The organism is Chryseobacterium sp. LJ668 (assembly GCF_019613955.1).
Classification (GTDB): Bacteria; Bacteroidota; Bacteroidia; order Flavobacteriales; family Weeksellaceae; genus Chryseobacterium.
The window spans coordinates 2,088,599-2,103,691 of record NZ_CP080443.1 but is presented as its reverse complement, the minus strand read 5'-3'; the positions used below and the strand labels follow the sequence as shown (position 1 = coordinate 2,103,691).

Sequence of the window (15,093 nt, the reverse complement as noted above, 5' to 3'; positions counted from 1 at the left end):
AGATGATTTCAAAAACTTCAAAATTCGTTGCTGAACTGCTCGGCACAATGGTACTTGTTCTCATGGGTTGCGGAAGCGCAGTAATTGCGGGTACAGACGGCACAACCGGTGTTGGGCTTTTGGGAATTTCCTTCGCTTTTGGCTTAAGTGTTGTAGCAATGGCTTATGCAATTGGTCACATATCAGGATGTCACATTAATCCGGCTATTTCTATCGCAATGGTAGCGGCGGGAAGGATGAAAATAGGCGAAGCCGTGCGATACATTGTTGCACAGATCATCGGAGCGATTATCGGGGCCGGGATTCTTTATGTCATCTTTACCAATCATCCAGGAGCGGTTATGGGACCTTGGGCATTAGGTTCTAACGGTTGGGGAACAGGATATCTAGACGCCTATAATACCACAGCGGCATTCGTTGCTGAATTTATTTTCACCTTTATTTTTTTGATGGTGATTTTAGGATCCACTTCCACAAAAAATATCAACGGTGGTTTTGCAGGTTTGGCAATAGGATTTTCTTTGGTTTTGATTCATATTGTCGGAATTAAAGTCACAGGCGTCTCAGTGAATCCCGCGAGAAGTATCGGTCCGGCAATTTTTGCACAGGGTGAAGCACTTTCACAATTATGGTTGTTTATTGTTGCACCGGTTTTAGGAGGTATTACAGCAGCCTTCACTTATAATTTATTGATGGAAACACCAGAACAGGCAAAATAATTACAGCTCATTATAAAAACAAATCCTGTCTTTCGGCAGGATTTTTCTATTTAAGTTTCTTTATTTCGAAAGGATTTTTGTAAATCAATTCTTCATGTCTTCCTTTGATCTCTAGTTTTCTCTGCAATAGATTTAAAGCCATTTTACGGATAAAAATATCTTTATCATTCAGTTTCCAGTATGAATCGTCGTGTACTTTTTTGGCCGGACGTATCAGATAAAATTCTGTTTCCCAATTGTCGACATTGTGATAAAATTCAATGATTCCGCAGTGTTCGGGAATTTGCGAATGCTCAATCATTCCCATCGGAAGCAAAAAACTGAACGAATTGCATGGGTAATCGCCACAGCAAATTTTGTCGTGCTTCAGGAATTTTTCACCGGTTTTTGTATTGATGTATGACTTTTTAAAATCGTTTTTAAAATCACTTTTTGAAAGCTTAATTTCAATCTCGTGACTGAAACCTTCCGAATCAATAATCAGCATATCTGCTTCCCAATCTGAATGAAAATGATTGCTCAACACAATTTCTTTTTCAAAATCGCAGTTTGTATGAATGTAAGCGTGAACGAGCTCTTCTATCTTTAACACTTTGTAATTCTTTTTAAAACTAAACTTAACTCACCAATAAACTGCATCCGCGAATATCCGAATGATCAATTCTTCCTAAAACCTGAAATTTTTTCTCATTCTCTGATAGTAATTTGCCTAAATCCTGTGTCGCAATAAACGAACATGAATGGATATTTGCCAAGTCGATGATATTAATCGCCCCGGTTTTTCCGGCAGTTTCATAGTTGAATGGATCTTCCACATTTCTTACTAAAACCCGCATCCAATTTGGGCATTCGTACACATTTTCACCTAAAGAATATGCCTGTGAAAGCAGCTCTGTCATAGAATATTCTGAATATATTTTCTGGGTCTGAAAACCCTTCTGGAGAATTGTAAGGAGCTCATCTTTTGTCATTTCTTCTTTGCGGCCTTTCATTCCTCCGGTTTCAATGATTATTAAGTTCTGTCGAGCAGTCAGAGATTCTTCACTTTGTTCAGAATGATAAAAGTCGAGAAAATCTAACAGCGCAAAAGATACTCCGAAAAGAATAACTTTTTTATCTTTTAAAACATTTAAAAGCTTCAATAAATCTTGATGATTGTATAGAAAATAGCCATTCTCGGGTTTGCCGGATTTCTTCATCAAATAATCTACCATGTAAATTAATGATGAATTCTGCTTTTCGAGATAACTTGGCAGCAGACCTAAAAATACGAAATCTTCAGGTTTTCCAATAAACTGTTCGAAACTTTTATAAATACTTTCCTGATAAAGATTGTCGTCTGCAATAAAATGTTTTGACAAATTCATCTGCGTCGTTCCCGAACTCTGAAAATATAAATCTGTTGAAATGTTTTGATCTAAAATTTTGTGGTTTTTGAACATTTCAATTGGTAAGAATGGAATTTTTCCCAGCGAATTAACTTCCTCAACATTAATATTCAGGTAATCCACAAATTTCCCGTACACCTCAATATTTTTGTATTGATACCGAAAAGTCGCCAGTACTACATCCAGAAATTCCTGTTCGGTCTTTATGTCAAATATACTTTTCAATTTATTTTAAAATAATTTTTAAGCCTTATTGATTCATTTTGAATCATTTAGGAAATCCGATTTTAATTTCAAAGCTGTAGTCACAACACAGAATTAAAATATGGTCAGATTATTACAATTTAATCTACGGAATATGGATTATATATAGCAGCCTTAGAAAGTGTTATACAGGAATTACCTCTCAGGAGGTAATTTTTTTATTTATGCTCAAAAGTTTTCAATTCAAAATCTTTTTGAAAAACCCCGTAAGTAAAATAAGAAATCCAGTCTCCAAGATTGATATATTTTGAAGTTTGATTTAAATTTAAGACCATGGGCAAATGACGATGACCATAGATAAAGTAATCTATTTTTTCAGTTTTAAGTTTTTCTTTTGAATAAATAATCAGAAACTCTTTATCCTCTCCTAAAAATGCTTTGTCTTCATCTCCCGAAATCATTTTATTTTTCTGAGACATATATAAGGCAACTTTCATTGCAATATCAGGATGCAGCCATTTGAAAAACCATTGAGCAACAGGATTTGTAAAGACTTTTTTCATTCTTTTATATCCTTTGTCACCTGGTCCCAAACCGTCACCATGCGCCAGTAAAAACTGTTTTCCGGCAATCTCAAAATATTGTTTTTTGTAAAAAACCGTACATCCTATTTCTTCTTCCAGGTAATCTTTCATCCAAAGATCATGATTTCCCACAAAAAAATAAACGTGAACTCCACTGTCTTTCAACTCTGCTATTTTGCCGAGAACCCGCACATATCCTTTTGGAATGACGTGCTTCCATTCGTGCCAAAAATCAAATAGATCACCCATCAGAAATAAAACCTGAGCATCTTCTTTGATCTCATTCATCCAACGGATAAATTTTTCTTCCCGAATTTTACTTTGTTTCGGATCTGGCGCACCAAAATGCTGATCAGAAGCAAAATATACTTTTTTTCCGGGTTCTAAATTGATGGTTGTTTTTAGCACTTTTCTATATTAAATTCAGAAAAATTATTGATTATCTTCTGCAAACCATTCTCCATAAGAGTTTTCAGTCTCATGAAGCTTAAGATAAGCTAAAGAAACGTCAGCAGGAAGCTTGGTTTTAATTTTTGCGGCTATTGCATACAACATATTCTCACAAGTTGGCTGAAAGTTGCAATAAATGACTTTCTGACCCTTAGCTTCCAATTCTTCACCCATTTCTCTGTGCGGAGAAACCCCATTGATTAATACAGAATGATCCCAGACATCCACAATTTCAGATTTTACAATCGTTTTGATATCTCCAAAATCTACCACCATTCCGTTTTTGGGATTATCCAGATCATTGATCGGTTTGCCCTTTACGGTAACGAAAAGTTTGTAAGAATGCCCGTGCATATTTTTACATTTCCCATCATAATTGTACAATACATGAGCTGTCTCGAATGTAAAAATTTTTGTAATACGTATCATGGTGCAAAGATAGAGAATTTGATCAGAAAATTGGAATTTCAATAGGTATGCTTATGTATTGAAATTTTTATTAAATTTATCTGTAAACAACACAAATGATTTTAGATTTATTTTTCCCAAACCGGTGCATTCGCTGCAATAGAATTATCGAGGGTGATTTACTGGTCTGTACTATATGTTTTCAACAAATTCACTTTACCCATTTTGATTATTTTTCAGATAACAGCTTAAAAGAAAAATGTAAATTACTATTTCCTATCGAGCAAGCATATGCTTTGATGCAGTTTGAACAGGAAAATTTAAGCAGAAAAATCATTCATGAACTTAAATACCGAGGTCGTGAAAAAACAGGAAAGATTCTTGCCGAATGGATAACGGAAAGGTTAGAATTTAAAAATATGAAGCCAGATCTTTTGGTAAGCGTTCCTCTTCATCCCAAAAAGGAAAAAGAGAGAGGCTACAATCAATTGCACCTGTTTACCAAAACCCTGTCTGAATTTTATAATATTCCTTATGACCATGACTTGTTGAAGAGAAATCATTACTCTAAAGCTCAGGCATTAAAAGATAAAAAGCACCGTCTTGAAACCCAAAATACATTTTCTTTAACCAAAAGTATTTCAAATCAACATGTATTGCTGATTGATGATGTTTTCACTACCGGAAATACGCTTTCTACGATTGCATGGGAAATCCTACAAAAAGGTAATAAGGTGAGCGTGCTCGTTATGGCAATGGATGAATGATTTAATTTTTTCTTATCTGAAATCTTTTTGCTAATTTTCCAGGAAAACTATGGCTATGAAAAATCTCATATTACTGCATGGCGCTTTGGGTCACAGTGATCTGTTTAAATTGTATCAGGAAAAGCTTTCAGTATATTTCAACATTTACACTCCTTTATTTTCAGGACACGGTAACGTTGATTTAGACGAAAACGGAATTACGATTGAAAAATACACTCGTGAACTGGCAGAATTTATCGAAAAAGAAAACATTGATGATGCCTATGTTTTCGGACACAGCATGGGTGGTTATGTTGCGCTTTGCTATGCTTCGGCGAATCCTGAGAAAGTACATTCTATCATGACTTTGGGGACAAAATTTAACTGGAGTGAGGAACAAGCTTTAAAAGAAAGTAAAATGCTGAATCCTGATGTCATTGCAGAAAAAATCCCAAAGTATGCAAACCAGCTTGAAATTCAACATGGTTCAAAATGGAAACAATTGCTTCCTGCTATTGCTCAAATGATGATTTCTTTGGGTAAAAATCCACCGTTGAAAAGTCAGGTTCTAGCCGCAATCAAAGTCCCTGTTCAAATAATGGTCGGTGATCAGGATAATATGGTCAATATTGAGGAAAGTGTCGAAGTTTTTAGAACTCTACCTAACTCAAAATTGGCTATACTTCCCGACACGAAACATCCGATAGAAAAAGTACGGTCTGAGTTATTGATTAACCTGATGAAAGATTTTTGGAATTTGTCTTAATAGTTATCTCTGAAGCTTTTCACCGTAACTTAAATCTCCCGCATCACCCAATCCGGGAGTAATATAGCCTTTTGCTGTTAAATTTTCATCGATGGTTCCAACCCAGATTTTTGCCTGCGGATATGTTTTTTCAATGGTTTCAATTCCCTGCTTCGAAGCAATAGCAGCAACAATGTGCAGTTGCGAAGGTGTCCCATTGGTTAAAAGATCTTTTATGGCTTCAATAAGAGAAGCGCCGGTTGCCAACATAGGATCTGCAACGATCAGAGGTTTGTTATCAATATTCGGACACGTAAGATAATCCTGTTTTATAGAAAAATAATCATTGGCATCATGCTTTCTGTAGGCTGCAACAAAGCCACAATCTGCTTTATCAAAATAATTCAAAAGGCCCTGAAATAAAGGAACGCCTGCCCGCAAAATTGTTGTAATTACCGGCTGAACTGCAATTTCCTTAACTTTTAAAGTATCCAAAGGGGTCTGAATTTCAATTTCTTTTGTTTCTAAATCTTTAGATATTTCAAAAGCGGCTATTTCACCAATGCGTTCCATATTTCTGCGGAATCTCATCCTGTCACTCTGAATTTCTACATTTCGAAGTTCGTTAATCCACGAATTAATTAAAGAAAAAGTTTTAGAAAGCTCTACAGTCATAATTTGATTATTCTGATAACAAAACTATGAAATATAAAATAAATCCCTCTCAGAAATTGCTGAAAGGGAATTATTTTTATGATTGTAAATCGTAAGTAACTGCGATTATTTTTGTCTGAAATACACTTCAATAGGAACTCCGGTAAAGCCAAATTCTTTTCTCAGCTGATTTTCTGTAAATCTTTTGTACGCTTCTTTCACATACTGTGGTAAATTACAGAAGAATACAAATTGTGGTGATGGCGTTGGGAGCTGTACGCAATATTTGATTTTGATATATTTTCCTTTATTTGCAGGCGGCGGCGTACGTTCAAAGATCGGAAGCATCACTTCATTTAATTTTGAAGTTTTGATTTTTTTCTTACGGTCCTCGTAAACAACCATGGCCATTTCAACCGCTTTTAAGATTCTCTGCTTTGTTAAAGCAGAAACAAAAAGAATCGGAATATCGCTGAACTGACCGATTTTGTCTCTGATTGATTTTTCAAAATCTCTGATGGTATTGGTATGCTTGTCTTCAACCAAATCCCATTTATTTACTACAATAACGATTCCTTTTCTGTTTTTCTGAGCAAGACCAAAAATATTCATATCCTGAGATTCCCAACCTAAAGTTGCATCAACCATGATAATGACCACATCAGAAAACTCGATGGAACGAATAGATCTCATTACAGAATAAAATTCCAGATCTTCATTTACTTTAGACTTACGGCGCATCCCGGCAGTATCTACTAAAACAAACTCGTGTCCGAATTTATTGTATAACGTCTGAATACTATCTCTTGTAGTACCTGCAACATCGGTTACAATATTTCTTTCCGTATCAAGCAATGCATTGGTTAAAGTAGATTTTCCTACATTCGGACGGCCTGCAATTGTGATTTTCGGAAGACCTTCAAACGGGTCTTTATAATCTGTCGTCGGGAAATCTTTGACGATATCATCTAAGATCTCTCCCGTACCGGAACCTGTAGCAGAGGATAATGTGTAGTATTTCTCAATTCCTAACTGATAAAATTCTGTAGCAGCCAATTCTTCTTTTGTAGAATCTACTTTATTGATAACAAAATATACCGGCTTTTTTGATCTTCTCAGCATTTCATTGATCTCATGATCTGTTTCTGTAAGACCTTCGTCTACGTTCATCATAAAAATGATAGACGTCGCTTCATCAATTGCCAGCTGTACCTGTTTTGAAATTTCTTCCTGAAAAACGTCTTCGTTATTCACGTCATATCCACCTGTATCGATTACGGTAAACTCTACCCCATTCCAGTCAGATTTTCCGTAATGACGATCTCTGGTTACCCCAGAAGTAGAATCTACAATAGCTTCTCTTCTTTCAAGCAAACGATTAAAAAGTGTGGATTTTCCTACGTTGGGACGCCCAACGATTGCAACAATATTTGACATAAAAAATGTTTAATAATCCTAGAGATATGCTCAGGATCAGATTATCAATGGGTTACTCCAACTATTGGAGCCCAATTTTTTGCAAAGATAAGGTTTTAAAATTTAAGATTTAAAATCATTCTAAACAGCTTATCTACAAATAGATAGTCATTATTTTTCACTAATTTTAGACTTTAGGCACGAGATATGTTTAAACTTATATATCATCTTTAAAAATACTTTATGAAAAAAATACTTCTGGTTTTTTTGGTTGCGTTTATCATGATTCAGTTTTTCCCGATTGACAAAACTAATCCACCAGTCAATGCCGGAATGGATTTTTTGAAAATTAAAAATACGCCGGTGCCGGTTTCTAAAATTATAGCAACATCATGCTATGATTGTCATTCAAACGAAACAAAATATCCCTGGTATTCTAGCATTGCACCATCTTCATGGTTTTTAAAAAATCATGTTGATGAAGGCAGAAAACACCTGAATTTCTCCATATTTGCAACCTACGAGCCAGAAAGACAAATTCATAAGATGGAAGAGTGCATTGAAATGATAGAAAAGAAAGAAATGCCTCTGGAATCCTATTATATCGGCCATCAGGACGCTAAACTCAATGACAGACAAAGAGCAGACCTCATTAGATACTTTAAAAGAGAGGTAGAAGAAACGAAGATAAAAAATGCAATAAAATAATAGGATTATGCAGGAAAAATGGAATGATAAACATATTGTCTTTTTTGACGGAGAATGCGGAGTCTGTAATTTTTGGGTGCAGTGGATTTTAGAAAGAGATAAAAATGACCAGTTCATGTTTGCTTCGCTGCAGTCTGAATTTGGGCAGAAATTTCTCTCTGAAAGAGGTCTGGAAACCAAACAATTCAATACTATGTATCTCTGGAAGCCAGATTCTTATTATCTGATCAAGTCTCGGGCAGTACTGAAGATCGCAGATTTATTGGGTGGAATTTATAAATTATCTGCAGTTGGAAAACTTCTTCCCGCTTTTTTAAGCGATAAAATTTATGATAAAATCTCAGAAAACAGAATGAAGCTTTCTGCACAAAAATGCTTTTTACCGGATCAGCATCAAAAGAAAAAATTTATTGAGGTATAAAATAAAGGAGAGCAAAAATGCTCTCCTTTTTCAATTATTGATTTAATGACCAAACTGTATAGCTGTGTGGTGCACATTGAATCTTCACCCATTTATCACCCTGTGTTGTAGGATACCATGACGAATGGCCCGTAAAGTCTTTGATCTGCTGACTCGCCCAGTTGGTCTGAATCCACCTTTCCTGCCAGTTTGAAGAATTATTGATGTAAACAACCAATCCCGGATTACCGTTGTAGCCATTTCTTCTGGCAATATATTCATCATTATCAGTATACAGAATTGACGTATTCCCTGTTGCTTTGTTATTGTGAATCCAGATCAGGTTATTTAATCTCTCTTTGTTTAACCATTCTTCATAATCGCGGTAAAAAATGGTAGGATAACCCTCATGAGTCAAAATATAAGCATACGCAAGCATTTTATTGCTGATGACATCCGTATCGTGATTGGCAACGAAGGTTACGGCTTTATACGGATTTCTTTTCCACATCATATCATCATTAAGAGCATTGAGATTCCCATTGTCAAAAGCTTCATCCATTTTATAGTAAGCTGCAAAATCGAAGACCGAACTATTTGCGCTGTTTGCCCACCATTCAAGGGTATTTACATTTGAATCCCATAATTCTCCAACGGAAAACCCGCCGATATTATTGTTCCAGGTATTGACAACCCAAGGTCCGAAACCTTTAACATAATCAAATCTCCAACCGTCAAATTTCATAACGTTTTTGTAATATTTCCCTACCGAATCTTCACGCTCCCAAAGCCAGTTTTGTACATAAGGATTGGCATGGCACAAATCCGGAAAACCTCCGAAAGCTCCTTCGTCATTGTTTCCGTAAGAGTTTTTGTAAAAATCATGATAACTTCTTTGAAATTTACCTGAAGCGACACCGGAAAAATCTGTCCATGTGCTTGTTCCTGTAAACGGATTAACTTGCGACTGACCACCGCTGTTATGATTGATTACAATATCAGCGTAAACCTGCATATTTTCTGTGTGTGCCTTTGTAATCAATGCTTCCAATTCGGTTTTTGACCCAAAACGTGTTTCGATGCTTCCATTTTGGTTAAAGTTTCCAAAATCATAATAATCGGTAGGATCGTATCCCATAGAATACTGCCCGTTTTGCGCTTTTGAAGCGGGAGGTAACCAAACAGCACTTATTCCTGCATTTGACCAGTCTGTAACTTTGCCTGTCACGGTATTCCACCAGGTTCCGCCGGCAGGAACATCCCAGTAAAAACCCTGCATCATCACTCCGCCGCCTGCACCGGAAACAAATTTTCCATTGGACGAGTTGTTTTTTCCCGTGCTGAAAGGTTTACCATCGTGGGTAGTAACATTAACAGTTCTGTCGTGAACTTCTAACTTCTGAGGGTTTTCACTGGCAATTTCGTCACTGTCCTGACAGGAATGAATTGTCATTAAAGCTATAGCAGCAACCAAAAAAAGATTTTTTTTCATATAAAAGGTTTTTAATTATTAAACTGGCAACTAAATTACACTTTTTACGAAATAAAATACATATCATTGAACATATTTTATCTTAATTGCAATCTTGGTGTGTAAATTGTTTGATGTTTTTCTTAAAAAAGCATAAACTTTTAACTTTTTCAGGACATTTTTTTTATTAATCCATATATTTGCATATTATGGAATACAACACTCAAAGAACACAGCTTAATATGCCGGAATACGGCAGGATAATACAGCAACTGGTGGAGCGTTGCAAAGAACTTTCGACTAAAGAAGAAAGAAACGAGATGGCAATGGCCATCATCGACTTTATGGGTCAGAGAAACCCGCAGCTCCGTGATGAAGATAATTACAAACATAAACTTTGGGATCACTTATATATTTTAGCCAAGCATGATCTGGATATCGATCCTGTTTACCCTTTCCCGACCAAAGAAGAGCTGGAAGAAAAACCTAAAAGAATGGAATATCCCAAACTTCAGGGTGATTTTAAATTTTACGGAAAAAGTATTCTGCAACTTATTGAAAAAGCAATAGAACTTGAACCGGGAGATGAAAAAGAAGCTCTGATCGAAGTGATTGCAAACAATATGAAGAAGTCTTACAATGTTTATAATAAAGAACATGTGACGGATGATGTGATTTTCCGTCATTTAAAAGAATTATCAGCAAACAGGCTCGATCTTACCAATATTGAAGCGCTTGAAAAAAGTAAGATTTATTACGCAACGGCCAATCGTAATAATCTGAACAAGAACACCAATAACAACAGAAATCAAAGCAATACTAACAATAATATTAACAAAAGGAGGTTCACCAATAACAACAACAATAAGAATAGAAGATAATGAGTGGGACATTTCAAATAAGAGGAGGAAAAAGACTGCAAGGTGAAATCACTCCACAAGGGGCAAAAAATGAGGCTCTCCAAATCTTATGTGCTGTTTTATTAACAGATGAAGAGGTAAGAATAAAAAACATTCCCGATATTCATGATGTCAACAGACTGATTGAGATTTTAGGAGATTTTGGAGTCAAAATTACCAAAAACGGACATGGAGACTTTACTTTCAAAGCAGACACCGTCAATTTTGATTATATTAAATCTGATGAATTTAAAAAAGACGGAGCAAAATTGAGAGGTTCAATCATGCTGATGGGTCCAATGTTGGCGCGGTACGGTGAAGCTTATATGCCAACTCCGGGCGGTGACAAAATAGGAAGGAGGAGACTAGATACTCATTTTCAAGGACTTGTAGAATTAGGTGCTGAATTTAATTACGATGAAAAGGAATTTTTCTACTCACTAAAAGCTAAAGAGCTTAACGGAAAATTCATCCTTCTTGAAGAAGCTTCCGTAACAGGAACAGCCAATATTGTGATGGCGGCGGCATTGGCAAAAGGCGAGACCAAAATCTACAATGCAGCCTGTGAACCTTATCTGCAGCAGCTTTGCAAAATGCTGAACAGAATGGGAGCCAAAATTTCAGGGATCGGCTCAAACTTGGTAACAATTGAAGGTGTGACGCACCTTAATGGCACAGAGCACACGATGCTTCCCGATATGGTAGAAATTGGCTCTTGGATTGGTCTTGCAGCCATGACAAAATCTGAAATTACAATCAAAAATGTCAACTGGAATGAGCTCGGTGTTATCCCAAATACATTTAAAAAACTCGGAATACAGCTGGAGCAAAGTGGTGACGATATTTATATTCCGTCTCAGGAACATTATAAAATTCAAAAATTTATTGATGGTTCGATCTTAACCATTTCTGATGCTCCGTGGCCAGGATTTACTCCTGATTTGCTTTCAATTATCTTAGTGGTAGCAACCCAGGCAAGAGGAAGTATTTTGGTTCATCAAAAAATGTTTGAATCGAGATTATTTTTCGTTGATAAACTGATCGACATGGGTGCACAGATTATCCTGTGTGATCCTCACAGAGCAACGGTAATCGGTTTAAATCAGGAATCCCCACTTCGCGGCACAACAATGGTTTCGCCTGATATCAGAGCCGGAAATGCACTTTTAATCGCCGCTCTTTCTGCAGAAGGAAAATCAATTATTCACAATATTGAACAAATTGACAGAGGCTACGAAAATATCGACGGAAGGCTGAAAGCAATCGGAGCTGATATTGAGAGAATTTAATTTTATAATACATGATGAGTTTGAATGATTAGTTTAAAATTTATTACCTCAAAAAAAAAGCGTTCAAAATCTGAACGCTTTTTTTTGAGGTCGAATTTACCAACCGCCTCCACCACCGCCACCTCCGCCGCCGCCAGAGAAACCTCCGCCGCCGGATCCGGAACCAGAGCTTCCTGAACTGGAAGGTTTTGTAGCTGCCGATTGTATCGAATTTGTTAAGCTAGAATTGAGTACGCTGGTCATTGCAAAATGATTCATCGAGGTACCGACATACCAATTATTGTGATATTCGGTAGACATTTTCGTTAGCAATGCATCAAATTTCTTACCCCAGATCTCATCCACTCCCAAAACCATCGCAAAAGGCAAAAGTTTTTCGAAAGATTCTGGCGTCATTGATGGTGGATTGTGAAATTTTAACTGCTCGTTTTCAGCTGCTCCCATGTACATTTTGAATCCTTCAATTAAAGATTTCTGACGCAGCTTATCTTCAGAAGGTCTTCTGATCAAAAACTGATAGATAATGAGTGATGTGAAGCATAATACAATAAAAATATAACAAATATTAAAATTATTATCAATTGTAAATTCGTTGTGATTAAAAATCAGACCTCCCAGAACGATTAGAATTACTGTTGGAATGACCAGAAAAATTTTAAATAAAATCGGATACAGCTTAAAAAGATAACCGGTTATCAGGAAGCAAACAAGGAGAAAAACATAAATAACTCCTCCTACGATCACTTTTTCAAATTCCGGAAATATTCTGAAGCTTAAAATCAATCCTATAACATAGATCACAGTCATCAAAATGAGCGGAAGGTATAATTTGCGGGTATTATTTCCTTCATTTAAAAATCTGTTATGCTGAAGTTTCAAAGCCTGATCAAAACTGCTCACCGCACCCTCGATTTGGGAATCATATTTGCCATCGAATACGATGCTGTCACCACCTGAAAAAAGATTGTTCATCAAACTGATCTCTTCTTTAGCTAAATTTTGATCTGCTTCTTTTAATTTCTTTACGGTAAATATTTTAGATTTAAATAAACCTAAAACACCCGAATCTTCACCTTCAATGATTTTCACATATCCTTTTACTGCCAAATGCACCAAAGCCGCAGTAAGATATTTATTTTTAAAAATTTCGCTGTGAATATATCCTAAAGATGCCGGTGAAAGATTATCCGGAGCATTGAACTGAGGGTAGACAACAGGTTTTTCAGGATCTATACCATACTTTCTCCAGCTTGAAATGTAATAGATTACAAGAGCCAAAAACACAATAATTCCAGCAATCAGAATCCCAAATCTTTCGAGAAAGCTTGGTGGCGGCGGTGGAATCATCACCCCTTTTTTAAAACCTACGGCAATTGTTAAGCCTTCGCCAGAGCCTAAGTCTTCTGCACTCCATTCGATTGAGTATTCTGAAATGATTTTTGCGGCACAATTCTGAGAAGAACTTCCCAACCTGCCTGTATAGCAAGAATTCTGTAAAATTCCTGCACCTTCCGGAAGATTGATTTTTGCGGAAATGCTGTCCACCGGAAAATCCCAAAAATTGCCATTGACATTCCAGTACAGCTCATCATATTTTTCAAAAAAACCGATTTGTTTTTCTGTGGTATAATTTATTTCATACTGATAATCTCCGGGATCAAGAATAATGTCTTTATTTCCGAAGTAGATCTTGAGGTAGCCGTCTTCATATTCTTCATGATAATCTTCACGTACTCCATTTTTCTTTACTGAGATAATATGATATGCAACTTTCTGTGTTGTATTATTGATATCTCTTGTCAGTGGAAGTGAACGAAAAATTCCTCTTTTGATTTTATCACCGAGGCTATGAACTTTTATTTTTTCGGTAATATTTAATCGTGAATTTTGATCAACAACAATATCTGAATGAAATGAAATGATGCGCTCACCGCCATCAACAATTGCAAGCTGATCAGTACGTACCAAATCATCCTGAGCAAAATTTAGGGAAAAGAAAAGAAGATAAAACAGCAGTATTATTCTTCTCATTTTTTAAAATTTTACCGTTGGAACCTCTCTTTCAGCAATATTGTCAAGCTCAAAGAATTTTGCCTTTTCAAACTTGTACATATTTGCAACTACATTGCTTGGGAAAGATTCTACCAATGTATTGTTTTCTCTGGCTGTCCCGTTGTAATATCTTCTGGATTTTTCGATATCGTTTTCAATAGAGCTCAATTCTGCCTGCAATTGCTGGAAGTTGGTATTTGCTTTCAAGTCCGGATACTGTTCGGCAACCGCAAATAAATTCACCATCGCCTGGTTTAGATTTTTTTCTGCAATTTCTTTACCTTCTACAGAATCTGCTCCTACTGCAAGATTTCTGGCTTTTGTCACATTTTCTAAAGTTTCTCTTTCATGCGTGGCATACCCTTTCACCGTTTCTACAAGATTAGGGATGAGATCATGACGTTTTTTCAACATCACATCGATACTGCTCCATGCTTCCTGAACGAGGTTTTTGAGCTTTACGAGACGATTATAGATCGAAACGCCGTACAGAACAGTAAGAACAAGGACTCCGAGAATAATAAGTGCAACCATAATTTTGTAATTTATTTTATCTAAAAATAATCTTTTTCCCGGATAATTGAATAAAAAAGCGCCCAATAAATTGAACGCCTTATCAAACTATATGGACTTACAGCTTAAGAATACTTTCTGCAGATATATTCTACCGAGGTATTCATAAGTTTATTTTTATTCAGGAAAAATTCAAGCTGCTGAAATTCTTCGGTATTTACGGTGATTCTCAATTGAAATGAACCAAAATTTGCTCCGTTCATGTACTCCACATTTGCACTCAGCAGTTTATAACAAATCCCCATCTGTTGATAAATAGCATTCAAAAGATCATCATACTTCATTTTTCCATTCAGTTCTACTTCGATGATCAAATCTTTCTTGATAGGAAGTACATTATTTGGCAAAGCCTGCAAATTTGGCGTTATCATACCTGAAACAATTTTT

At 36.1% G+C, this 15,093-nt stretch carries 17 protein-coding genes; 7 read left to right on the top strand and 10 right to left on the bottom strand.

Features of this window, described 5'->3' with window-relative positions:
* Positions 1–2: 2 nt before the first annotated feature.
* A complete protein-coding gene (gene aqpZ / locus K0U91_RS09840) occupies positions 3–719 on the top strand; it encodes an aquaporin Z (RefSeq protein ID WP_220180500.1) in 717 nt (238 codons plus the stop codon).
* A gap of 46 nt (positions 720–765) precedes the next feature.
* Here aqpZ and K0U91_RS09835 read toward each other — a convergent pair whose 3' ends face one another.
* From K0U91_RS09835 to K0U91_RS09820, 4 genes are all read right to left on the bottom strand, one after another.
* Complete coding sequence (locus tag K0U91_RS09835; protein WP_220180501.1) at positions 766–1,311, bottom strand: hypothetical protein; 546 nt, start codon at positions 1,309–1,311, stop codon at positions 766–768.
* Between the two features lie 25 nt (positions 1,312–1,336).
* Positions 1,337–2,332, bottom strand: coding sequence for a LuxE/PaaK family acyltransferase (locus tag K0U91_RS09830; RefSeq protein ID WP_220180502.1), 996 nt, complete (start codon positions 2,330–2,332; stop codon positions 1,337–1,339).
* A 197-nt stretch (positions 2,333–2,529) separates the two neighbouring features.
* Positions 2,530–3,303, bottom strand: a complete 774-nt coding sequence (locus K0U91_RS09825) for a UDP-2,3-diacylglucosamine diphosphatase (RefSeq protein WP_220180503.1) — start codon at positions 3,301–3,303, stop codon at positions 2,530–2,532.
* 24 nt (positions 3,304–3,327) lie between these two features.
* The gene (locus K0U91_RS09820; RefSeq protein WP_219970526.1) at positions 3,328–3,774 is read right to left on the bottom strand and encodes a 6-pyruvoyl trahydropterin synthase family protein; all 447 of its coding nucleotides are present in this window, start codon (positions 3,772–3,774) and stop codon (positions 3,328–3,330) included.
* Positions 3,775–3,869: 95 nt separating this feature from the next.
* On the opposite strand from K0U91_RS09820, the gene K0U91_RS09815 reads away from it, so the two are divergent.
* Together K0U91_RS09815 and K0U91_RS09810 are read left to right on the top strand one after the other, a co-directional pair.
* On the top strand, positions 3,870–4,520 hold the full coding sequence (locus K0U91_RS09815; protein WP_220180504.1) for a ComF family protein: 651 nt from the start codon (positions 3,870–3,872) through the stop codon (positions 4,518–4,520).
* A gap of 55 nt (positions 4,521–4,575) precedes the next feature.
* A complete protein-coding gene (locus tag K0U91_RS09810; RefSeq protein WP_220180505.1) occupies positions 4,576–5,265 on the top strand; it encodes an alpha/beta fold hydrolase in 690 nt (229 codons plus the stop codon).
* Between the two features lie 3 nt (positions 5,266–5,268).
* Here the strand turns inward: K0U91_RS09810 and upp are convergent, their stop codons facing one another.
* Entirely contained in the window at positions 5,269–5,919 is a 651-nt protein-coding gene (upp, locus tag K0U91_RS09805) for a uracil phosphoribosyltransferase (RefSeq protein ID WP_220180506.1), read from the bottom strand.
* Positions 5,920–6,024: 105 nt separating this feature from the next.
* Positions 6,025–7,335: a ribosome biogenesis GTPase Der gene (gene der / locus K0U91_RS09800; RefSeq protein WP_219970522.1), complete on the bottom strand. Its 1,311-nt coding sequence runs from the start codon at positions 7,333–7,335 to the stop codon at positions 6,025–6,027.
* A 222-nt stretch (positions 7,336–7,557) separates the two neighbouring features.
* Between der and K0U91_RS09795 the strand changes: the two genes are divergently transcribed.
* Positions 7,558–8,022, top strand: coding sequence for a heme-binding domain-containing protein (locus K0U91_RS09795; protein ID WP_220180507.1), 465 nt, complete (start codon positions 7,558–7,560; stop codon positions 8,020–8,022).
* 7 nt (positions 8,023–8,029) lie between these two features.
* Entirely contained in the window at positions 8,030–8,443 is a 414-nt protein-coding gene (locus K0U91_RS09790; RefSeq protein WP_219970520.1) for a thiol-disulfide oxidoreductase DCC family protein, read from the top strand.
* Positions 8,444–8,477: 34 nt separating this feature from the next.
* Here K0U91_RS09790 and K0U91_RS09785 read toward each other — a convergent pair whose 3' ends face one another.
* Entirely contained in the window at positions 8,478–9,914 is a 1,437-nt protein-coding gene (locus K0U91_RS09785) for an alpha-amylase (protein ID WP_220180508.1), read from the bottom strand.
* Between the two features lie 188 nt (positions 9,915–10,102).
* Between K0U91_RS09785 and K0U91_RS09780 the strand changes: the two genes are divergently transcribed.
* Both K0U91_RS09780 and murA read left to right on the top strand, forming a co-directional pair.
* Positions 10,103–10,774 carry a DUF4290 domain-containing protein gene (locus K0U91_RS09780; protein ID WP_219970518.1) on the top strand — a complete coding sequence of 224 codons (672 nt, stop codon included), beginning with the start codon at positions 10,103–10,105 and terminating at the stop codon, positions 10,772–10,774.
* On the top strand, positions 10,774–12,081 hold the full coding sequence (gene murA / locus K0U91_RS09775) for a UDP-N-acetylglucosamine 1-carboxyvinyltransferase (protein WP_219970517.1): 1,308 nt from the start codon (positions 10,774–10,776) through the stop codon (positions 12,079–12,081). The genes K0U91_RS09780 and murA overlap by 1 nt, the downstream gene beginning before the upstream one ends.
* Before the next feature lie 96 nt (positions 12,082–12,177).
* Here the strand turns inward: murA and K0U91_RS09770 are convergent, their stop codons facing one another.
* The 3 genes from K0U91_RS09770 to K0U91_RS09760 form a co-directional block, all read right to left on the bottom strand.
* Positions 12,178–14,112 (bottom strand): DUF2207 domain-containing protein, encoded by a 1,935-nt coding sequence (locus tag K0U91_RS09770; RefSeq protein WP_220180509.1) that lies wholly within the window; start codon positions 14,110–14,112, stop codon positions 12,178–12,180.
* Between the two features lie 3 nt (positions 14,113–14,115).
* Positions 14,116–14,667, bottom strand: coding sequence for a LemA family protein (locus K0U91_RS09765; protein ID WP_220180510.1), 552 nt, complete (start codon positions 14,665–14,667; stop codon positions 14,116–14,118).
* 104 nt (positions 14,668–14,771) lie between these two features.
* Positions 14,772–15,077 carry an NIL domain-containing protein gene (locus tag K0U91_RS09760; RefSeq protein WP_220180511.1) on the bottom strand — a complete coding sequence of 102 codons (306 nt, stop codon included), beginning with the start codon at positions 15,075–15,077 and terminating at the stop codon, positions 14,772–14,774.
* Positions 15,078–15,093: the final 16 nt, after the last annotated feature.